This window comes from Lelliottia wanjuensis (assembly GCF_030238365.1).
Lineage (GTDB): Bacteria > Pseudomonadota > Gammaproteobacteria > Enterobacterales > Enterobacteriaceae > Enterobacter > Enterobacter wanjuensis.
Genome location: NZ_JASSOT010000006.1, coordinates 1 through 19,138, shown reverse-complemented (window position 1 = coordinate 19,138; position 19,138 = coordinate 1). Strand labels below are relative to the sequence as shown.

Genomic DNA, 19,138 nt, shown 5'->3' with positions numbered 1-19,138 from the left:
AGCGCGGTATCCAGGCGGCAACGGCGGCGTTGCAGGGTCTGGCGGGTGGCAATATCGGTGGTGCGCTGGCGGGGGCTTCGGCGCCGGAGCTGGCGCATCTGCTGAAATCAACGGAAGGTGATCCGGCGGTCAATGCAATTGCACATGCGATCCTGGGCGGTGCAGTGGCGGCTATTCAGGGTAACAGTGCAGCGGCAGGAGCCGTGGGTGCGGCATCCGGTGAGGTGATTGCGAGAGCCATTGCCGGGATTTATTACCCTGATGTAAAAATGTCTGATCTGACGGAAGACCAGAAGCAGACCATCAGTTCGCTGGCAAGTATATCCGCTGGTATTGCAGGTGGGCTTGCGGGTGGCAATACGGCTGGCGCGGCAGCCGGGGCGGAGGCTGGAAAGAATGCGGTTGAGAATAATGCGCTGAGTGATATTGCACAGGCGCAGTCTGAAGGTAAGACGCTAGAGCAGAAGGCCGGTGAGCAGGTTGAAGCCGAAAACGAGCGTTATAAGAAGGCAAACTGCGGCGGCATCAGCGCCGAAGCCTGCACGGTGAAGATGTACGAAGAGCGGCGTGAAGCGCTGAAAGAAACGGTGTCGCTGAGCGCTGACTTCGTACCTGTCGTGGGTGATATCAAGAGTTTTGCGGAAGCGCAGTCGGCGCTGGATTACCTGGCAGCTGCGATAGGGATTATTCCTGGCGCAGGTGATGCTGCCGGTAAGGCCATCAAGGCGGCTGAAACAGCCCTGAAGAAAGGTGATGTGGCGGAAGCATCCAAGCTAATCAATAAAGCCAGCGATGAAATTCAGGCAGTTAAGCCGCTAGATGTTGGTTCATATAAAGAACTTAAAGATCGTTCTGTAGTTGGTGATGGACTGGAACATGATCATATCCCATCATTTGCTGCAATTCGTCAGGCAAAAGAAAATGAGCTGGGGAGAAAATTAACTCCAGCAGAAGAAAAAAGCCTATATAACAATGCAACAGCTATTGAAGTACCTAAAGATGTACATCAGGCTGGCCCTACTTATGGTGGTAAAAATACGCCATCCCAAGTAAAACAAGATGCGATAAATCTTTGTGGTGCAGAATGTCGTGATACAGATGCACTGAGAAAGAATATGTTGGATCGGGGATATTATCCTAAACTTGTCGATGATGCAATAATCCAACTCAAGGAAAGGAATTCTCAAAAAGGAGTAATAAAATAATGTTGATATGGAATGAATTTATTAAGTTGTTAGGTTGCTCAAAATTTGATAGTCAATTTGTTAATATTTCAAGTAATTTTAATGAGTTGCCTAAGATCGAGGAGAGTGTTTTAGGTGACAGGAATTATTACTCGTTTTTACAGTCAGGTGTTTTGTTTTTATTAGAAGATGAAGTTGTAGATCAGATTACTTTTTATGCAAAGAAGGATGAGGGTTTTTTTGAGTATAAAGGGGAGTTGCCAGTATCAATTGATAGTTCGGAGCAAGAGGCTGTTCAAATATTAGGTTGGCCATTGTCTTCAGGTGGTGGAAAAACGGATGCACTTATGGGTTATATTGATCGTTGGATAAAGTATGAAAATGAGGAGTATTCACTTCATTTACAGTTTAATCAGAATGATAATTTATCCAGAGTTACTATCATGAGATAAATATAAAGTCCCGCCCTTATCCGGCGGGAATTATTAACCTAATATCAAACCGCCTCAAGCACCACCTTCGCCGCCACTCCCGTCAAAAACCGCCTCACCTGCTCCTGCTCTTTCTCCGGCAAACGGCTGATCTTGTTCAGGTCTTTCATAAAAGATGTCTCTTCCGGGCGGGTGGTGATCACCAGACACCCCGGCATCACCCGCACATCCAGCGGTGTGCCGGTGGTAAACCCGGCTTCTTCCATCCAGTGGCCGTTCAGGCGCAGGCTGGCGCTGCGGGTGTAGCGCCGGGTTCTCTCGGTCTTGCGATCGTAGTGGCGGGTACTGACATAACTCACCGTCATACGCCGTACGCTTTTAGAAATCCCTTTTGCTTTCTTTTCCACCGCACGGTCGCCATTTTTGCGTACCGCTTCGCGGTTTCTGGAAATATTGGCCAAAGTTTCAGAATCTGTTTTGGCAATAATCACTTCTGGCTTAATATCGCACTTAGCCATATTCAACTCCTGTTTAGTTGTTTGTGGTTAGCGGTATACGGGTGGTGACACACCTTTATACCGCGATCTTTTTTCTTCCTGCCCCCATTATACCGAACTGAATAAAAATACAGTGCCTTGATTACGGGAAAAATTAAAAAATGCGAGGCGGATTCAGGAAAACAAATAACCCTAAACAAAAAAAGACGACAGTGAGGTTTGTCGTCTAAAAGTGTGGCATATAAGGACCTTCGGGCCAGGGTCTCTCGTTTTAACTATGTTTTAAAGTCTCAGGTAATCGCCAGCCGCAGCCCCAGATCCTGCGGATACGGATCGAAATAGTTTTGCGTCAGAAGATAGTTGTCAGGATGCTCGGCCAGATAATGCTTGAGCAGCGTGAGCGGGGCGAGGATCGGCAGCTGCCCGGCGCGGTAGTTGAGGATCACTTCGCGCAGCTCCAGGCGCTGGCGGGCGTTGAGCTGTTCGCGGAAATAGCCCTGGATGTGCATCAGCACGTTGGTGTGGTTTTTACGTGAGGCGGGCTGCTTCATGATCGCCATCAGCTTGTCGCGGTAGGCCACAAAAAACGCCTCCAGATCCTGCCACTCGTGCATCGACGCCACGAACGGGCCGATCTCGCGGTACGCCGCCTGGTTATGGGCCAGCAGCTGCAGTTTGTAGCGGCTGTGATACGCCAGCAGGGCGCGGCGCGTCAGGCCTTTGGCGCGGATCGCGTTCAGCTCGTGCAGGGCAAAAATCCGCGCGATGAAGTTCTCGCGCAGGACCGGGTCGTGCAGCCGACCGTCTTCCTCCACCGGCAGCCACGGGTATTTTGCCTGCATCGCGGCGGTGAACGCCCCGCTGCCCTCTTTCTGGCCAGGGTTGCCCGCTTCATCGTAGATCCGCACGCGTTCCATGCCGCAGCTCGGGGATTTGGCGCAGACGATAAAGCCGTCGTAACCGGCGATACCCGGCAAATAGTCCGCGGCGAAATCGGTCATTTTGTCGGTCACGTCTTCGTGCGGCGCGAAGGTAAAGCGCACGCGCATGTCACCGTCGGGCGCTTTCACCAGACGCAGCGCCGGGCGCGGAACGGGCAGGCCAATCGCCATCTCCGGGCAGACGGGTTTGAACGTCACCCACTGCGCCAGGGCATCCATCAGGAAATTCATGCGTTTATGCCCGCCGTCGAACCGCACGGCTGAGCCCGTCAGACATCCGCTAATACCGAGCGTGGGTTTGGTGTTCATGGTGTTGCCCCCTTACTGTCTTTCCGGGTGAAGAAAAGCGTGACGGTGCCGACGTTGAAACCAAACTTCGTCATCGCGGTTTTATTGAAAAGATGCGTGTCGTCCTGCAAATACATCCAGTCGTCGAAGTGCAACAGCCAGGTTTTGCCGTCGGCTTTGACGTTCATGCTGTAGCGCCAGTTGAAGGCGTTTCCCGCCGCCTGGCCTGTCGCCACGCCCTCGATATCCCCTGCACGACCTTCATAGCGATCGGCGCTGACGCGCCGGATGTGCCACACGCGCTGCTGTTTCTCGCCGTCGTCATACACAAACTGCTCGCTCAGGGTCAGGGTATCGGCCTGCACTTGGCCGTTTAACGCCACGTGGAAGCGACGGAGCTGCTTCCCGCTGCGGTCCTGCACCATGCCGAACGCTTCGGTCTGGCCCTGAAAATAACGGAAGATATCGAGTTTTGGCGTTTTGCCCTGATACTCGCTGATATCCGTGCTGCAGCCCGCCAGCAGCATCAGCGCCGCCAGACTGACCGCCAGAAATCGTTTCATGGTTGCCTCCCGACCAGCAGGTGGAAAAAGAGGATCAGCACCAGCCATCCCATCGCCATCCAGCTCAGGACGATGAAGGCCGGGGCCTGAAAGACGATCGCATCCAGACGCTCGCCAAGAAAATAGGCCACCGGGCCGCCTGCGGTACCCATCAGCACCAGCAGCCAGCGCGGCAGGGCGGTGGTGGTGGTGAGCTGGGTCCAGACGCAGGCGAACATCAGCCACAGGGCCATCATCCACAGCGGCAAAATCCCTTCGCCGTTAAAGCGCAGCAGGCCGGTCAACGACCAGAGCGTGTCCAGAGAACTCCCCGCGACCGCCAGCAGAATGGCGTAAAGACGCTGGATCGGTTTGAGCATCAGGCAGGCCAGTAGCGCCAGCGCGAGCCACACCATCACCCCGCGCTCGCGAAAGATCACCACCATCGTCCAGTAAAAATCGAACGCAACGGCGAGGACGAAGACCTGCACGTGACGGCTCATACGCGCTCTGCCGTCAGTTGCACCACGCTGATGGTGCGGGCGTTGAACCCCGCTTCGCAGTAGCCCAGGTAGTAGAGCCACATGCGGCGGAAGCGCTCGTCGAAGCCGAGTTTTTCAATATCCTGCCAGGCGTGGAGGAAGCGGGTGCGCCAGTGTGTCAGGGTGCGCGCGTAGTCCGGGCCCATGTCGAACAGGTTGCGCACCACGAAATCCGTGTGGCGCGTCATGAGATCGCTCATCGCCGTGATGCTCGGCAAAAAGCCGCCGGGGAAGATGTAGCGCTGAATGAAATCGACGCTTTTGCTGTAGCTGCGGTAGCGCTGGTCCTGAATGGTGATCGCCTGAATCGCCATTTTGCCGCCGGGGCGCAGGCGCGCCTGGCAGGTGCGGAAGAACTCCGGCAAGAAGGTTTTGCCGACGGCTTCGATCATCTCCACCGACACCAGCTTGTCGAACTCCCCGGTTAAGTCGCGGTAATCGCAAAGCAATACCTGAACCTTGTCCTGTAAGCCTGCGCGAGCAATCCGCGCCTGCGCCCAGCAAAACTGCTCGTACGATAAGGTGGTGGTGGTCACCCGACAGCCGTACTGGCGGGCGGCGAACTCGGCCATCGCGCCCCAGCCGGTGCCGATCTCCAGCAGGTGATCGTCCGGCGTCAGGGCCAGCTGATCGCAGAGTCGCGCCATTTTGGCCTGCTGCGCGGCGGTCAGATCCTGATCCGGCGAGGTAAACAGGGCGCTGGAGTAGAGCAGCTCTTCGTCGAGGAACTGAGCGTAAAAGGTGTTGCCCAGATCGTAATGGGCGGCAATATTTTCCCGCGCCTGCTGGCGGTGGTTGCGGCGCGCCCAGTGGCGGAGCCGTTCGACGGGCTTGCCCAGCAGACGGAATCCGCTCTCCAGCCGCGCCAGGGTTTTGCCGTTGAGGGCCAGGATCTGCAGCAGGGTGGTGAGCTGATGCGTCTCCCACTCGCCGTCCATCCAGGCTTCGGCGGCGGCAAGACTTCCGCCGGTCAGCAATCGCCGGTAAAGCGTCGGAGAAAGCACCTCTACCTCGGCGTGCAGGGCCGCGCTGGCGTCACCAAAATGGAACCTCTGGTTGCCCTCGCGCACGGTCAGCGAACCCTGCTGCAAGTCTGCCAGCAGGCGGAACAGCAGCCAGCGCGCCATGCGCGCGTTGCGCGGATAATCTGGCTCAAGCGCATAAACGGGATCGGTCATGAGCGTTCACTCCTGCTGGCGGGATGGGGATGGACGGGCACGCGTTTGAGCCACAAAAGCAGCGCCTGCCAGTAAATCGCGAGGACGGTTTTGAGCGTCATCAGCGGGATGCGCCACAGCAGCGAACGCAGCGCCGGGCGGGTCAGGGGCTGACGGGTCAGCATCAGCGTGGCATCAAACACTTTGGTTTCCTGATGCGTTTCAATGTGCATGTGCAGGGTTTTTGCCGGGCAGTTGAAACGCCAGTGGTAGACCATATCCATCGGATTAAACGGCGAAACGTGGAAGGCTTTCGCCATCGGGCGCGCTTCCTGGCCGTTCACCGCGTAGTAATGCCGCTCGTTCCACGGCGTGTTGCGCACTTCGGCGAGCACCCAGCGCAGAACGTCCTGGCGGTCAAAACAGTAGTAAAAATTGACCGGATTAAAGTGAATGCCGAAATAGCGCAGCTGGGTCAGGAGCATCACCCGCCCGTCGGGGCGTTCGCCGGTCAGCGTCTCCAGCCTGGCGAGAGCCTGCGCTTTGAGCGGCTCGCCCAGCGGATAGTCGCGGTCGTAAAACGACGCGGCGGCAAAGCGGTTGCGGCGAATACCCAGCGACGGCAGGATCGCCAGCTCGTCGAGATCGAGCCACGCCATAAACAGGCTGTAGCGGAAATGGTGTGGCCGGGGCAGCAGGCGGCGATGGCGCAGCACGCCCTGATAGAGGCAGCTGTTCATGTTCCGGCCCTCGCGATCCCCGCCACCACGTCGAGCGCGCTGCGCACGCCATCTTCGTGAAAACCGTTGTACCAGTAAGCGCCGCAGAACCAGCTTCGCTGCTGGCCGTTGATCTCGGCGCGACGCGACTGGGCGCGCCAGCTTTTGGGGTTGAACTGCGGATGTTCATACACAAAGCGCTGCCAGACATCGCGTTCGTCGATGGGCGCATCCGGATTGAGGGTGACGCAGAACAGCGGCGCGCCCGCGGGCAGGCCCTGCAAAATATTCATGCTGTAGGTGACGCAGGCGCTGTTTTGCTCCTTGTCGCTCAGGCGATAGTTCCAGCTTGCCCAGGCGCGCTCGCGCACCGGCAGCCAGCGCCGGTCGCTGTGTAGCACCACCTCGTTACGCTGCCAGCCGATGTCGCCGAGGATCTGTTTTTCCGCAAGGCTTGGGTTATTCAGCAGCGCCAGCGCCTGTCCGGAGTGACAGGCGAAAATGACCTGATCGAAGCTGTGCGTTTCGTCGGCAAGCTCAATATCCACGCGGTGGGGGTGGCGGATCACCTTCTGCACCGGCGCATTCGTGCGCAGCGTCAGGCGATCGCCCAGCTGCGTGACGAGGGCGCGGACATATTCGCGCGATCCGCCGGGCACCACGTACCACTGGGGACGATGGGTGATGTCCAGCAGCCCGTGATTCTCAAAAAAGCGTAAAAACAGCGCCAGCGGAAAACGGCGCATCTCCTGCAACGACGAGGACCAGATCGCCGCGCCCATCGGCAGGATGTAGTGCCGGGCAAAGAACGGGCTGAAGCGGTGCTGATCGAGGAAGGTTTGCAGGGTGTGGTTGTTGCTGGAGCCCTCGCGCAGCGCCTGTTTCGCCAGTTTGTTAAAACGCACGATCGATCTGAGCAGCCGCCAGAACGTCGGGTTCAGCAGATTGCGGCGCTGGGCAAACAGGGTCGAGAGCGTGTGGCCGTTGTATTCCAGCCCGCTTGCCGGGTTGTGCACCGAAAAGCTCATCTGCGTTTTCTGTCCGCTGAGACCTAACTCGCTCAGCAGGCCCATAAAGCGCGGATAGGTGCGGTCGTTGTAGACGATGAACCCGGTGTCGATGGAATACTCCCCCGACGGGGTGGTGACATTGACCGTGGCGGTATGGCCGCCGACGGTAGGGGCCGCCTCGAACAGCGTCACCTGATGGTGCCCGGCCAGCCGCCAGGCGCAGGTCAGCCCGGCGATGCCGCTGCCGATAATGGCGATGTTCATGAGCGCACCATCCGGCGCAGCAGCGCGTTCTGCATAAACTGCGGCAGAGACGCCAGCAGGCGCAAAGCCAGACTGAATCCGGTGGGGAAGGCGATGTGCGCCCGGCCTTTCGCCACGCCGCGGCGGATGGCGGCCACGGCTTGCCCGACGCTCACTTTCGCGGGCATCGGGAAATCATTTTTGCGCGTCAGGGGCGTGTCGACAAAGCCAGGGGAGACAACCGTCACGGCCACGCCTTTCGGCTCCCAGTCCAGACGCAGGCAGTTGGCGAACCACGTCAGCGCCGCTTTGGAGGCGCCGTACGCCTCGGCGCGCGGGAAGTGCAGCCAGTGCGCCATCGAACTGACTAGCACCACGCGGCTGCCGGGGGCGAGCGTGTTCTGCAGCGCAGCCAGACAATTTATCGGCCCGGTAAAATTGGTGCTCATTACCCGCGCGATCAGATCGACGTCGATCACCCCTCGATCGAGATATTCGCAGGTTCCGGCGCACAGCACGGCGAGATCCACGCGGCAATCGGCCAGCGCCTCGCGACAGGCCTGCGCGTCGGTCATGTCAAACTGACGCAGAGAGATCAGCGGGCTGTACTGGCGCAGGGCCTCAAGGCGGGCAGCATCCCTGCCGCAGGCGATGACGCGGCAGCCGTCATCCGCCCAGGACTTCGCCAGTCCCTCGCCAATCCCTGAGCTGGCGCCAGTGATGAGGACAGTCATCATGGGCGCACCCTCCTTTTCACACCGCGCACCGCCCAACCAAGGACGGGCAGGTGTTCGTAAATCATCTCTCCGGCATCGTAATAATCCCGCTGACGTTTCACCGTGCCGTCCTGGATTTCCACCACGGAGCAGCCCGGCAGCGCCAGCGTCTCGCCGTCCGTCAAACGCGGATGTGACCAGTGCATGGTCCAGGTGAGGGCGAAACGGTCGCCGTCGATGAACGGCTTATCGATGGAGAAATGACACTGGTCCACATTGGCCAGCAGATGGGTGAAGTAACGCTGGATTGCGAACAGCCCCTGATGCTCACCGAAGGGATCAATCAGCACCGCTTCAGGGTGATAGAGCGCAGGCAGCGCCGTTGGCGGCTGGTTTTCCAGCCCGGCGTAGTAACTCATAAACCGATCGATGACGGCGCTCATTGATTCACCCTTGCAGTGGACGATCCTGATGTAAAACCCATAACTAAAACTTGCACAAACGTGTGTGTTTGTCCAAGTTTGATTCGAGTTATTTTTTATTTGTGAATAATTTCAGATGGATAGTGTGAGTGTTTTTGTGCGGTAAAATGCGCTCCCGATAGCGGGGCGGGAGCGCAAGACGGGTCAGCTGCCCTTGTAGGTGGAGTAGCCGTACTGGCTCAGCAGGAGCGGGATGTGCAGTTTTTCGTTGGTTTTGGTGACGGTGAACAGCACCGGGACCTCAGGGAAAAACGAGGAGAGTTTCTGGCTCTGGAAGTAGTCGCCGGTTTTGAAGGTCACTTTGTACACGCCGGGCTGCATATCCTGATCCTCTGGATAGAGCGATTTAATGCGCCCGTCGTGGTCGGTTTTGCCGCTCGCCAGCATCGCCCAGTTGCCCTGCTGCTGTTTTTCCAGCGTGACCGTCACCCCAGGGGGCGGCGTGCCCGTCTGCTGGTTGAGAATATGCACGCTCAGGGTGCCCATCGGCGCGCTAAAGGCGACGGGTGCGAAGGCGATGGAGGATAAAAGCAGCAGGCCGGAGAATTTATTCATGTTGTTTTCCTGTTTTTGATGAATACAGGAAAACGTTAGCATTCTGGCGGCAGGAAAATATTCAATCTTTTGTGATAACTGGCGCGGGAAATATCGTCTACAGGGTAATGACGTCCAGAGAAATAACCTGTTCCTGCCACTGCTCAATCTGTTTTTTGCGCGCGGCGGTTAATTTGCCGGTGGTGACCAGCAACCATTTGCGATCCGGGAAAATCTCCGGGGCCAGGGTGGCAGGTGGGATCGGCAGGACGTCGATGCGATGCCCTTGCCCCGTGCGTTTCAGCGCTTCGAGCCAGATTTCACACGGGTCGTTGAGGTGCCAGCCGGTGATCAGGCAGTTATCGCCCGGCGCGCGTTTATCCCCTTCGAGGCAGAACGAGGTGTAGGCGATGATGATCCCGTCGAGGATTTCCCGCAGGGTCATGATCGCCGGGATATTCGCCGAGACCTGGCTGCGCAGCGGGCGCAGGACTTCCGTCACCAGTTCCGGGCGGGGAGATTCGCGGCCTGAGTCGTAAATCAGCTGGCGCAGGGACTCGATTTTCCCCTCTTTCAGGCGCTGCAGCATGCTCTCCTGCAGGGTGACCCAGTTATTGGTGCGCCGCGCGCCGGGCCGCGCCAGCAGCGGCTTCACCTGGCTGACCGGTACGCCTTTTTTCACCCAGTCGAGGATCTTCAGCGCTTCCTGCACGTCGTCGTCGCTGTAAAGACGGTGGCCGCCATCGGTGCGAAGAGGTTTCAACAGACCATAGCGACGCTGCCACGCGCGCAGCGTGGTGGCGGTGATGCCGCAAAGTCGGGCGAATTCGCCGATGGAGTAAGACATGGGGTGCGCCTGCTGATCAAGATGACTCTCAATATACTACGAATTCCGGTTGTTACGAGCACATGTGATTGAACGGCCCCGGCGGGCAGGGGCGCAGGATGGCGTGGACGCGCTCCTCTTTGAGCGTGTACATGCCGCCGGAGAACGGGTCGACGATGAACCAGCCCGGCACGCCGAAGAAGATAATATTGCCGAAGGTATACCAGCGGCTGAAGCGGTATTCGAGCGGCATCATGGTCGAGTAGTAGCCTTCCTGTTTCAGCGTCAGCGTGTATTCCCGCTTGCCGAAATAACTCCCGTCCGATTTTTTCAGCACCACGGATTGCGGCGTCTGTCCGGTGGCGATCATCTCACCATCGCGCCCGATAACCGCGAAATACGCCTCTGTCGGGGAGCTGTCGATATACAGCGTCTCTTCGTTACTCCCGACAATGCTGGCGCAGCCCGTCAGCATCAGCGGCAGCAGTAACCATAGTAATTTTTTCATTGTGGGCGCTCCTCCGTGTATAGCGATTCAGAGCGACACAGGTGAGCCGATCATTAAGGCATATCGTGCATTTTTCGTAGGGCAATGCCGCACCGTTTGCATAGACTTCCGTTTAGGGTCGAACGGGGGGATAACGAGATGAACTGGCACTCTTTTCGCGGTGATGCACCGGCAACGATGACGATTTACAGCGCGTCGTTCCCCGATATTAGCGACCAATGGCCGATGAAAGACGACGTTACGCGGGAGATCAACGCCCTCAATCAGGCCATGAAAGCCAACCCTGAACTGCTGCCCCCGCTGCTGGAAGAGGGCGAAAACGGCCTGCCGAGGCTGATCCCGCAGCATCTTCATTCCGACCAGGCGTACCGCACGCGGCCGGCAATGGCGGCCTGGCGCGCACGGCTGGTGCCCTCTGCGCTGGCGCTGTTTGTGGTGCAAAACCCGCTTGAAGAGCGCCTGCCCGAAGGCACACGAATGGACAGCGCAAGCCGCCAGTGGTTTATCCACGCTAACGACGCCATCGGCGTGCGCTCCCGCGCGCAGGTGCTGGGCGCGCTGGTGGACAAGTACATTCACAATGAGATCGAAAGCGACTGGATAAGTCTCGCGAGCGGCGCGGCGATCCCGGTGCTGGAGGCGCTGCGCACGGCAAAACTGGACGGGCAGAAGGTGCATCTCTCGCTGGTGGACGACGACCCCGTCGCCCTGCGCTGGGCCGAAACCATGGCGGCGCAGGAGGGGCTGAACGTCGGGGAACAGCTGACGCTGCTTAAGCGCCATCTGGTGCATACCCTGATCCGCAGCGACGATTTAGTGCTGGAGCTGGGCGAACATCAGGCCGAACTGGTTGATGCGCTGGGGATTTTCGAATATTTCAACGAAGCCGACGCGGTGATTTTCCTCCAGCGCGCTGTGCGACTGGTGAAGCCCGGCGGAGCGGTGATTGTGTCGAATATGCTCACGACCAGCCCGCAGATCGACTTCATTTTGCGCTGCATCGGCTGGGCGCACATCTTCCCGCGCTCGCTGCAGCAGTTGCAGGATATTCATATTGCGGCGGGGATTCCGGCGGAGAAGGTGACGGTGATAGTGCCGAAGGATGGGGTGTATGCGGTGATGGAGATTAGGGTTTGATTGGTTTAGTTTCGCTCGATCGGTTGAGGGAGAGGGTTAGGGTGAGGGGGGGACTCGGCTCTGTTGGTGAGGGGAACATGTAAGTGCTGTGGTTATTCCGTTCACTTTGCGAACCGTGCTTCTCTGTCACCACGATACCCGTGAACGTGCCAGGGTGGCTCAATCGCCACCACCCTGGCAACCCGGGCTCCCGGCGGTAAATCGCCGCTTCGCGGTGCCCTCGTCTTATTCCTTCCGGCTGACGGGGACGGGCGCAGGTAACGTCCCTGTAAAGCAGCGCCCTCGACGCACATCCCTGTGCGTCGCCCCTACCTCCAGTCAACGACTCAGCGATTTACAGCCGGACCAGGGCATCGCTGTGGGTTTTGAGTTTTTTGCGGCGGTAATATTGCTGTGCTCGATCGGTCCCCTCTCCCTGAGGGAGAGGGTTAGGGTGAGGGGGAACATGCGGCGTTGATGCACGAAAAAATCTAAATATGAAACGCTACACGTTTTCCAGTCGGAAGCTCAACATCCAGACTCAGCTTTCCACCCATCGCTTCGATGTAGCGTTTGAGCGTAGCAATTTTCAGTTCATTACCGCGTTGTTCAAGCTGTGTGACAGCGGGTTGGCTGATTCCCATTATTTCTGCGACAGCCTTCTGAGATAATTTCAATTCTTCGCGCATCATTTGCAGACCAGTTTCCAGAATCATCTCGTCGGCCATTTCTTTGATTCGTTTTTGGCTTTCCGGTGCACGAGAAGCAATCACTTCATTTAAGGTTTTCAATTTGTTGCCTCCAGGGTTGCCAGGTGAGTCGAGAATTCCTCATCTGCGATGCGGATCAATCGTGCATAAAACATTTTGTCGCCGCGCTTATCGCCAGCACAAAGCACAATCGCCTGGCGGACGGGATCGAACGCAAAGAAGGCTCGAATCGGACGGCCTGCATATTGGATACGTAACTCCTTCATATTCTTATGTCGAGACCCCTTTACTGTATCGACCCAAGGGCGGGTAAGATGTGGTCCGTAATTTTGCAGATTGAGCAGATCCGCTAATACCTTTTCCTGTAACCCTTCATCTTGCTCATGTAGCCATTGCTCAAATACGTGTCCCAGAAGTACCGTCCACATACGTTCGTCCATGATAAGCTGTAGCTTATAATTAAAAGGATATAAGCTGTGGTTTATATTTGCAATGGCTGCCTTTGACGGCCATTGCATCTCGGATGAAAAGTATGACAAAGATTGGCAACCAGCTTGATAAGGCAATGGGGATACTGCGAGCAGCCTTCAGAGATATTTCATTCGGCGAGCCCTTTCAGTCTGTTCAGCGGTGAAATCGCTGAAGAAATTGCTCGATCGGTCCCCTCTCCCTGTGGGAGAGGGCTAGGGTGAGGGGGAACATGCGGCGATTAAGCTGCATATTTGCCCTGGTTCTATAAGTCGATTTCACGTTAAAGCGTGCTGTGATTGCCGGGTGGCGCTTCGCTTACCCAGCCTACAAAACCGACAGTGCCTCGCTGTAACAAATTTGCACGTTCAGACCCCTCTCCCCTTTGGGAAGATGGCTAGGGTAGGGGAAAACCCCGCACCAAACCTAATGCACCCCAACCAACGCCCCCTCAATCCCTTTCAGCTTCGCTTGAGCCTGTTTTAATTCATCCAGCAACCGCTGCTCCTGCTCGCTGTACGCCACCAGAACAATACACCCGTCCATGACTTTGACCGTCACCTGTTGCCCGGTTTCAAACCCTGCGGCGCGCAGCCATTTGCCGGAAAGCATGATGTTCGGCGTGGTTTTGTCTTGAACATTTGGACGATATCCCACAATTATCGTGCGCTCAGTTCCGGTGGCGGTGGTGTCTGGGGTAGAATGCGAATCAGCCATAATCAACTCCTTGATAGTTGGTGAGGTTAGCTCTCGTCAGGTATTGCGAGTACTGGACGAGAGCGTTTAAATCTCAGGTTATCGTGTGTTAAGGTACGTACCTGAATGGTGATATCTTGCTCTTGTAGGTACGTACATGTCAACAGCCAAACGCGACCCAAATCAGTCAAAGTCCGGAAAAGCACCGACTTTTCAGATTCGTATTACGCCGGAGTTGAAGGCACAGTTTGAAGAGGCAGCGAAGATAGAGGGGATGAGTTTGGGGAATTGGCTCAAATCCTTGGGAAGAAAGGAACTAGTAAAATCTGGGATTGAGCCAAAATAGTAATTATTTAATATACTTCTGAATAAACTCAGGTAACCCTATTGTTTCCCATTCTTGTGTCATTTTATTATATACAACAATGTGGTTTTCAAAAAGCATAGGATCAAATGGTTTAGTTTCTTGCTCTGCTTTGATGATTATATATGAAAGCATTTTAGTGACACATGTTTCCTTTAATTCATCAGATAAGTTCAATGGTATTTTCATTTCATAACTATCATTATTCATTCTGAATTTTATACCTAGGCTAGTTTCTTTTTCTTCAAACTGACCATTGGCAGAATGTTTAGTTATTTTCTTGTTTTTTAAATTAGCCCAAATGGATAATATTGGGGTTTTCAATGCATCATAAATTAAATTGGAGAGTATATTAATTGCAATGCCCGATACTAGTAAAGGCGTTATAGTTATAATTGTTTGGCTTAGAATATCATCTGCGCTCATTTGCGGGCGACCAGAGATATCATTTTTGCTAAGAGTTATTGAATATTGTTTAAGTTTGTTTTCAATTAAACTAATATTATCTTCATCAATAAGATCACTATAGTATGTTAAATTTATTTCCATACAACTTCTCTTTTTTGATTATTTTAATTGAATTGGCGGAAGATCACAGGAGTCGAACCTGCCCGGGAACGCTGGCGTCCCCAACTGGATTTGAAATCCAGCCACCTCACCGGAGATGACGATCTTCCGCGCCTCGATTGCTACATGGAGGCGGTGCGCATTATAGCTACTTTCAGGCATTTACCCCATCCTTTCGCATCTTTTTTTCACCCCTGCTTTGACCTGCATCCCCCTCCAGACTTAAAACCTAAGAAAATCCTGAGGTTAGATTTTTTCTGCAACTTCTACGGCGATCACAAAAGAGAAGAATCGTAAGCAGCTAACCAGAAAACAGAATATCCGCTCCACCAGGGATGGTTTACAACATCTGCAACCGGTATCAGCGCCCCTACAGCGTCCAAGGATAAAAATAATGAGCGAAATATTGTCTGTGAAGGAAAAGATAGGCTACGGCATGGGAGATGCCGCCAGCCATATCATCTTTGATAACGTCATGTTGTATATGATGTTTTTCTATACCGATATTTTCGGTATCCCCGCCGGGTTTGTCGGCACCATGTTCCTGCTGGCGCGTGCGCTGGATGCGATTTCCGACCCGTGCATGGGTCTGCTCGCCGACCGTACCCGCAGCCGCTGGGGGAAATTCCGTCCGTGGATTTTGTTCGGTGCCATCCCGTTTGGCATCGTCTGCGTGCTGGCGTACACCACGCCGGACCTCAGCCTGAACGGCAAAATGATCTATGCCGCCATCACCTACACACTGCTGACCCTGCTTTATACCGTGGTCAACATCCCTTACTGCGCCCTCGGCGGCGTGATTACCAACGATCCGACGCAGCGCATCTCGCTGCAGTCCTGGCGCTTTGTGCTGGCGACGGCGGGCGGCATGCTCTCCACGGTGCTGATGATGCCGCTGGTGAAACTGATTGGCGGCGAAGACAAAGCCTTTGGCTTCCAGGGCGGGATTGCCGTGCTGTCGGTGGTTGCGTTCCTGATGCTGGCGTTCTGCTTCTTCACCACCAAAGAGCGCATCCAGGTGCCGCCGAGTACCACCTCCATGCGTGAAGACCTGCGCGACATCTGGCATAACGACCAGTGGCGCATCGTCGGCGTGCTCACCATTCTCAACATCCTCGCCGTCTGCGTGCGCGGCGGCGCGATGATGTACTACTGCACCTGGATCATGGGCTCGCCGGAAGTGTTCGTCGCGTTCCTCACCACCTACTGCGTCGGCAACCTGATCGGCTCTGCGCTGGCCAAACCGCTCACCGACTGGAAATGCAAAGTCAGCATCTTCTGGTGGACCAACGCCCTGCTGGCGGTGGCGAGCGTGGCGATGTTCTTCGTGCCGATGCATGCCACGATGATGATGTTCAGCTTTATCTTCGTGATCGGCGTGCTGCACCAACTGGTGACGCCAATCCAGTGGGTGATGATGTCTGACACCGTCGATTACGGCGAATGGACCAACGGCAAACGCCTGACCGGTATTAGCTTTGCGGGCACGCTGTTCGTGCTGAAACTCGGCCTGGCGCTGGGCGGCGCGCTGATCGGCTGGATGCTGGCAGGCGGTGGCTACGATGCCGCAGCCAAAACCCAGAACAGCACCACCATCAGCATCATTATCGGCCTGTTCACCCTGGCCCCGGCGGCTTGCTACGTGCTGAGCGCCATCGTCGCCAAACGCTACTACACGCTGAAAACCCCGTTCCTGACCAAAATTATGGGCGAGCTGGCGCAAGGTGCGCGCCGCAACCAGCAGGAGTTTGAAACCCTGCCGGTCAGCAAAGAATTGCAGAACTAAGAGGATCAAAGCATGAAAATCAGTGACGGAAACTGGCTCATTCAGCCGGGTCTGAACGTGACCTACCCGGTGCAGGTGTTCGACGTGGAGCAGCAGGGTAACGACCTGGTGGTGTACGTCGCCCCGCGCGACGTGCGCGAGCGCACCTGGCAGCTCGACACATTGATGTTTACGGTCCGCCTGTTTTCGCCGCAGGAAGGCATCGTCGGTGTGCGCATCGAGCACTTCCAGGGCGCGCTGGACAAGGGGCCGCACTATCCGCTGAACGTTCTGAAAGACGTCAACGTCCAGATTGAAAACACGGCGGAATTTGCCGAGCTGAAAAGCGGCAATATCAGCGTGCGCGTGACTAAAGGGGAGTTCTGGGCGCTGGATTTCCTGCGCGACGGGCAGCGCATTACCGGCAGCCAGCTGAAAAACAACGGCTACGTGCAGGACGGGAATACCGGCAGCAACTACATGTTTGAGCGCCTGGATCTGGGCGTCGGCGAAGCGGTGTATGGCCTCGGCGAGCGCTTTACTGCCCTGGTGCGCAACGGACAGACGGTTGAAACCTGGAACCGCGACGGCGGCACCAGCACCGAACAGTCCTACAAAAATATTCCGTTCTACCTGACCAATCGCGGCTACGGCGTGCTGGTGAACCATCCGGAAAACGTGTCGTTTGAAGTGGGCTCGGAGAAAGTCTCCAAAGTGCAGTTCAGCGTGGCGGGTGAGTATCTGGAGTATTTCGTCATCGACGGCCCGACGCCGAAAGAGGTTCTGAATCGCTATACGCAGTTCACCGGCCGCCCGGCGCTGCCGCCTGCGTGGTCGTTCGGCCTGTGGCTCACCACCTCGTTTACGACTAACTATGACGAAGCGACGGTTAACAGCTTTATCGACGGCATGGCCGAGCGTGATCTGCCGCTGCACGTCTTCCACTTCGACTGCTTCTGGATGAAAGCCTTCCAGTGGTGCGACTTCGAGTGGGATCCGGTGACCTTCCCGGACCCGGAAGGGATGATTCGTCGCCTGAAGGACAAAGGGCTGAAAGTCTGCGTGTGGATCAACCCGTACATCGGCCAGAAATCGCCGGTGTTTAACGAGCTGAAAGAGAAAGGGTATCTCCTGAAACGCGCGGACGGTTCCGTGTGGCAGTGGGACAAATGGCAGCCGGGGCTGGCGATCTATGACTTCACTAATCCGGAAGCTTGCCAGTGGTACGCCGACAAGCTGAAAGGCCTGGTGGATATTGGCGTCGACTGCTTCAAGACCGATTTCGGCGAGCGTATCCCGACGGATGTGGTGTGGCACGACGGGTCCGATCCGCAGAAGATGCACAACCACTACGCTTATATCTACAACGAGCTGGTGTGGGACGTGCTGAAAGAGACGGTGGGCGAAGAGGAGGCGGTGCTGTTTGCGCGCTCTGCGTCCGTGGGTGCGCAGAAGTTCCCGGTGCACTGGGGCGGCGATTGTTACGCCAACTACGAATCAATGGCCGAAAGCCTGCGTGGCGGGCTGTCGATTGGGCTGTCGGGCTTTGGCTTCTGGAGCCACGATATCGGCGGGTTCGAGAACACCGCGCCTGCGCATGTGTATAAACGCTGGTGCGCGTTCGGATTGTTCTCCAGCCATAGCCGCCTGCACGGCAGCAAATCCTACCGTGTGCCGTGGGCGTACGATGACGAGTCCTGCGACGTGGTGCGCCACTTCACCCAGCTGAAATGCCGGATGATGCCGTATCTGTATCGCCAGGCGGCGCTGGCCCGCGAGGTGGGTACGCCGATGCTGCGTGCGATGATGCTCGAGTTCCCGGACGATCCGGCGTGCGATTATCTGGACCGGCAGTATATGCTCGGCGACGCGATGATGGTGGCACCGGTGTTTAGCGAGGCGGGCGACGTGCAGTTCTATCTGCCAGAAGGGCGCTGGACGCACCTGTGGCATAACGACGAAGTGCAGGGTAGCCGCTGGCATAAGCAGCAGCACGACTTCCAGAGTCTGCCGGTGTATGTGCGTGAAAATACTCTGCTGGCGCTCGGCAACAACAGCCAGAAACCGGATTACGCGTGGCACGAAGGGACGGCGTTCCAGCTGTTTAACCTGGCCGACGGGTGTACGGCGGTGAGCGAAGTGCCAGCGGCGGACGGTTCGGTGATGTTTACGCTGACGGCGTCTCGGCAGGGCGATACGGTGACGGTCAAAGGCGAAGGTGATGCGCAGGACTGGTCGATCTGTTTGCGTAACGTGCAGCAGATCGCGGGCGTCAAAGGCGGGTCACATGCGGGCAGCGAATGGGGCGTGGTGGTGAAAGCGCAGGGGAGTGAGGTGGTGATTCGGCTTTAGTGCGATTTTCTCCCCCTCACCCTGACCCTCTCCCAAAGGGAGAGGGGATTTGTAAGGTGCCGCAGTTTGGTTTTGTAGGCCGGGTAAGGCAAAGCCGCCACCCGGCTTTGTTGTTGGCACCCGAAGCTGAAATCGCCCGGTGGCGCTGCGCTTACCGGGCCTACGGTTCGGAGTTTGGTTTTGTAGGCCGGGTAAGGCAAAGCCGCCACCCGGCTTTTTGTTGGCACCCGAGGCTGAAATTGCCCGGTGGCGCTGCGCTTACCGGGCCTACGGTTCGGAGTTTGATTTTGTAGGCCGGGTAAGGCAAAGCCGCCACCCGGCTTTGTTGTTGGCACCCGAAGCTGAAATCGCCCGGTGGCGCTGCTGTATGACCGGATACATAGGTGACAGATCAGACCGGGAACATAGGTAACACTTTCTAGTCTATCCGGACCACACTCTCGGTTTTTCGGTCGTAGTACGCAAGCGTTATTCCATTAA

The 19,138-nt window shown here is 56.4% G+C and carries 22 protein-coding genes and 1 tRNA gene; 6 read left to right on the top strand and 17 right to left on the bottom strand.

Features of this window, described 5'->3' with window-relative positions; translation table 11 throughout:
- Both QQF33_RS03000 and QQF33_RS02995 read left to right on the top strand, forming a co-directional pair.
- The coding region (locus tag QQF33_RS03000) for a VENN motif pre-toxin domain-containing protein (RefSeq protein WP_285157345.1) at window positions 1–1,205 on the top strand (1,205 nt) is incomplete at its 5' end.
- Complete coding sequence (locus tag QQF33_RS02995; RefSeq protein WP_285146247.1) at window positions 1,205–1,636, top strand: hypothetical protein; 432 nt, start codon at window positions 1,205–1,207, stop codon at window positions 1,634–1,636. The genes QQF33_RS03000 and QQF33_RS02995, both read left to right, overlap by 1 nt.
- A 44-nt stretch (window positions 1,637–1,680) precedes the next feature.
- Here QQF33_RS02995 and QQF33_RS02990 read toward each other — a convergent pair whose 3' ends face one another.
- From QQF33_RS02990 to QQF33_RS02935, 12 genes are all read right to left on the bottom strand, one after another.
- On the bottom strand, window positions 1,681–2,133 hold the full coding sequence (locus QQF33_RS02990; protein WP_285151037.1) for a SymE family type I addiction module toxin: 453 nt from the start codon (window positions 2,131–2,133) through the stop codon (window positions 1,681–1,683).
- A 269-nt stretch (window positions 2,134–2,402) separates the two neighbouring features.
- Window positions 2,403–3,362: a YbgA family protein gene (locus tag QQF33_RS02985; protein ID WP_285146245.1), complete on the bottom strand. Its 960-nt coding sequence runs from the start codon at window positions 3,360–3,362 to the stop codon at window positions 2,403–2,405.
- Window positions 3,359–3,904 carry a DUF3833 domain-containing protein gene (locus QQF33_RS02980; protein ID WP_285151036.1) on the bottom strand — a complete coding sequence of 182 codons (546 nt, stop codon included), beginning with the start codon at window positions 3,902–3,904 and terminating at the stop codon, window positions 3,359–3,361. The genes QQF33_RS02985 and QQF33_RS02980 overlap by 4 nt, the downstream gene beginning before the upstream one ends.
- Window positions 3,901–4,386 (bottom strand): DUF2878 domain-containing protein, encoded by a 486-nt coding sequence (locus QQF33_RS02975; protein ID WP_282492083.1) that lies wholly within the window; start codon window positions 4,384–4,386, stop codon window positions 3,901–3,903. Before QQF33_RS02975 ends, QQF33_RS02980 begins: the two co-directional genes overlap by 4 nt.
- Window positions 4,383–5,603, bottom strand: a complete 1,221-nt coding sequence (locus QQF33_RS02970) for an SAM-dependent methyltransferase (protein WP_285157344.1) — start codon at window positions 5,601–5,603, stop codon at window positions 4,383–4,385. Before QQF33_RS02970 ends, QQF33_RS02975 begins: the two co-directional genes overlap by 4 nt.
- Window positions 5,600–6,322: a DUF1365 domain-containing protein gene (locus tag QQF33_RS02965; RefSeq protein ID WP_285157343.1), complete on the bottom strand. Its 723-nt coding sequence runs from the start codon at window positions 6,320–6,322 to the stop codon at window positions 5,600–5,602. Before QQF33_RS02965 ends, QQF33_RS02970 begins: the two co-directional genes overlap by 4 nt.
- Complete coding sequence (locus QQF33_RS02960) at window positions 6,319–7,575, bottom strand: NAD(P)/FAD-dependent oxidoreductase (protein ID WP_285157342.1); 1,257 nt, start codon at window positions 7,573–7,575, stop codon at window positions 6,319–6,321. Before QQF33_RS02960 ends, QQF33_RS02965 begins: the two co-directional genes overlap by 4 nt.
- Complete coding sequence (locus QQF33_RS02955; protein ID WP_282492079.1) at window positions 7,572–8,291, bottom strand: SDR family NAD(P)-dependent oxidoreductase; 720 nt, start codon at window positions 8,289–8,291, stop codon at window positions 7,572–7,574. Before QQF33_RS02955 ends, QQF33_RS02960 begins: the two co-directional genes overlap by 4 nt.
- On the bottom strand, window positions 8,288–8,713 hold the full coding sequence (locus QQF33_RS02950) for a nuclear transport factor 2 family protein (protein ID WP_282492078.1): 426 nt from the start codon (window positions 8,711–8,713) through the stop codon (window positions 8,288–8,290). Before QQF33_RS02950 ends, QQF33_RS02955 begins: the two co-directional genes overlap by 4 nt.
- Before the next feature lie 183 nt (window positions 8,714–8,896).
- Window positions 8,897–9,307, bottom strand: coding sequence for a hydroxyisourate hydrolase (uraH, locus tag QQF33_RS02945; RefSeq protein ID WP_282492077.1), 411 nt, complete (start codon window positions 9,305–9,307; stop codon window positions 8,897–8,899).
- Window positions 9,308–9,404: 97 nt separating this feature from the next.
- The gene (locus QQF33_RS02940) at window positions 9,405–10,133 is read right to left on the bottom strand and encodes a MerR family transcriptional regulator (RefSeq protein ID WP_285146238.1); all 729 of its coding nucleotides are present in this window, start codon (window positions 10,131–10,133) and stop codon (window positions 9,405–9,407) included.
- Between the two features lie 52 nt (window positions 10,134–10,185).
- Window positions 10,186–10,620: a hypothetical protein gene (locus tag QQF33_RS02935; RefSeq protein ID WP_285157341.1), complete on the bottom strand. Its 435-nt coding sequence runs from the start codon at window positions 10,618–10,620 to the stop codon at window positions 10,186–10,188.
- Window positions 10,621–10,758: 138 nt separating this feature from the next.
- Here QQF33_RS02935 and QQF33_RS02930 point away from each other — a divergent pair, with 138 nt between their 5' ends.
- Entirely contained in the window at window positions 10,759–11,757 is a 999-nt protein-coding gene (locus QQF33_RS02930) for a class I SAM-dependent methyltransferase (protein ID WP_285157340.1), read from the top strand.
- Window positions 11,758–12,227: 470 nt separating this feature from the next.
- Here the strand turns inward: QQF33_RS02930 and QQF33_RS02925 are convergent, their stop codons facing one another.
- From QQF33_RS02925 to QQF33_RS02915, 3 genes are all read right to left on the bottom strand, one after another.
- Window positions 12,228–12,527: a helix-turn-helix domain-containing protein gene (locus QQF33_RS02925; RefSeq protein WP_285157339.1), complete on the bottom strand. Its 300-nt coding sequence runs from the start codon at window positions 12,525–12,527 to the stop codon at window positions 12,228–12,230.
- Complete coding sequence (locus QQF33_RS02920; protein WP_285157338.1) at window positions 12,524–12,874, bottom strand: type II toxin-antitoxin system RelE/ParE family toxin; 351 nt, start codon at window positions 12,872–12,874, stop codon at window positions 12,524–12,526. Before QQF33_RS02920 ends, QQF33_RS02925 begins: the two co-directional genes overlap by 4 nt.
- A 466-nt stretch (window positions 12,875–13,340) precedes the next feature.
- Window positions 13,341–13,631 (bottom strand): SymE family type I addiction module toxin, encoded by a 291-nt coding sequence (locus QQF33_RS02915; RefSeq protein ID WP_282492073.1) that lies wholly within the window; start codon window positions 13,629–13,631, stop codon window positions 13,341–13,343.
- Between the two features lie 136 nt (window positions 13,632–13,767).
- Between QQF33_RS02915 and QQF33_RS02910 the strand changes: the two genes are divergently transcribed.
- Window positions 13,768–13,956, top strand: a complete 189-nt coding sequence (locus QQF33_RS02910) for a toxin-antitoxin system HicB family antitoxin (RefSeq protein WP_285157337.1) — start codon at window positions 13,768–13,770, stop codon at window positions 13,954–13,956.
- A gap of 3 nt (window positions 13,957–13,959) precedes the next feature.
- On the opposite strand, the gene QQF33_RS02905 is transcribed toward QQF33_RS02910, so the two are convergent.
- Together QQF33_RS02905 and QQF33_RS02900 are read right to left on the bottom strand one after the other, a co-directional pair.
- Window positions 13,960–14,523 (bottom strand): hypothetical protein, encoded by a 564-nt coding sequence (locus QQF33_RS02905; RefSeq protein WP_285157336.1) that lies wholly within the window; start codon window positions 14,521–14,523, stop codon window positions 13,960–13,962.
- A 33-nt stretch (window positions 14,524–14,556) separates the two neighbouring features.
- Window positions 14,557–14,651: transfer RNA gene (locus QQF33_RS02900), tRNA-Sec, on the bottom strand.
- Between the two features lie 281 nt (window positions 14,652–14,932).
- Between QQF33_RS02900 and QQF33_RS02895 the strand changes: the two genes are divergently transcribed.
- On the top strand, window positions 14,933–16,327 hold the full coding sequence (locus QQF33_RS02895) for a glycoside-pentoside-hexuronide family transporter (RefSeq protein ID WP_282492117.1): 1,395 nt from the start codon (window positions 14,933–14,935) through the stop codon (window positions 16,325–16,327).
- Window positions 16,328–16,339: 12 nt separating this feature from the next.
- Window positions 16,340–18,658, top strand: a complete 2,319-nt coding sequence (yicI, locus tag QQF33_RS02890) for an alpha-xylosidase (protein ID WP_285157335.1) — start codon at window positions 16,340–16,342, stop codon at window positions 18,656–18,658.
- The last annotated feature ends 480 nt before the right edge of the window (window positions 18,659–19,138 follow it).

Coding starts and splice junctions, on each gene's coding strand:
- QQF33_RS02950 (WP_282492078.1), bottom strand. CDS start 8,713: ATGAGCGCCGTCATCGATCGGTTTATGAGTTACTACGCCGGGCTGGAA.
- QQF33_RS02930 (WP_285157340.1), top strand. CDS start 10,759: ATGAACTGGCACTCTTTTCGCGGTGATGCACCGGCAACGATGACGATT.
- QQF33_RS02905 (WP_285157336.1), bottom strand. CDS start 14,523: ATGGAAATAAATTTAACATACTATAGTGATCTTATTGATGAAGATAAT.
- QQF33_RS02955 (WP_282492079.1), bottom strand. CDS start 8,291: ATGATGACTGTCCTCATCACTGGCGCCAGCTCAGGGATTGGCGAGGGA.
- QQF33_RS02940 (WP_285146238.1), bottom strand. CDS start 10,133: ATGTCTTACTCCATCGGCGAATTCGCCCGACTTTGCGGCATCACCGCC.
- QQF33_RS02995 (WP_285146247.1), top strand. CDS start 1,205: ATGTTGATATGGAATGAATTTATTAAGTTGTTAGGTTGCTCAAAATTT.
- QQF33_RS02970 (WP_285157344.1), bottom strand. CDS start 5,603: ATGACCGATCCCGTTTATGCGCTTGAGCCAGATTATCCGCGCAACGCG.
- QQF33_RS02935 (WP_285157341.1), bottom strand. CDS start 10,620: ATGAAAAAATTACTATGGTTACTGCTGCCGCTGATGCTGACGGGCTGC.
- QQF33_RS02960 (WP_285157342.1), bottom strand. CDS start 7,575: ATGAACATCGCCATTATCGGCAGCGGCATCGCCGGGCTGACCTGCGCC.
- QQF33_RS02985 (WP_285146245.1), bottom strand. CDS start 3,362: ATGAACACCAAACCCACGCTCGGTATTAGCGGATGTCTGACGGGCTCA.
- uraH (WP_282492077.1), bottom strand. CDS start 9,307: ATGAATAAATTCTCCGGCCTGCTGCTTTTATCCTCCATCGCCTTCGCA.
- QQF33_RS02915 (WP_282492073.1), bottom strand. CDS start 13,631: ATGGCTGATTCGCATTCTACCCCAGACACCACCGCCACCGGAACTGAG.
- QQF33_RS02965 (WP_285157343.1), bottom strand. CDS start 6,322: ATGAACAGCTGCCTCTATCAGGGCGTGCTGCGCCATCGCCGCCTGCTG.
- yicI (WP_285157335.1), top strand. CDS start 16,340: ATGAAAATCAGTGACGGAAACTGGCTCATTCAGCCGGGTCTGAACGTG.
- QQF33_RS02990 (WP_285151037.1), bottom strand. CDS start 2,133: ATGGCTAAGTGCGATATTAAGCCAGAAGTGATTATTGCCAAAACAGAT.
- QQF33_RS02975 (WP_282492083.1), bottom strand. CDS start 4,386: ATGAGCCGTCACGTGCAGGTCTTCGTCCTCGCCGTTGCGTTCGATTTT.
- QQF33_RS02920 (WP_285157338.1), bottom strand. CDS start 12,874: ATGTGGACGGTACTTCTGGGACACGTATTTGAGCAATGGCTACATGAG.
- QQF33_RS02910 (WP_285157337.1), top strand. CDS start 13,768: ATGTCAACAGCCAAACGCGACCCAAATCAGTCAAAGTCCGGAAAAGCA.
- QQF33_RS02980 (WP_285151036.1), bottom strand. CDS start 3,904: ATGAAACGATTTCTGGCGGTCAGTCTGGCGGCGCTGATGCTGCTGGCG.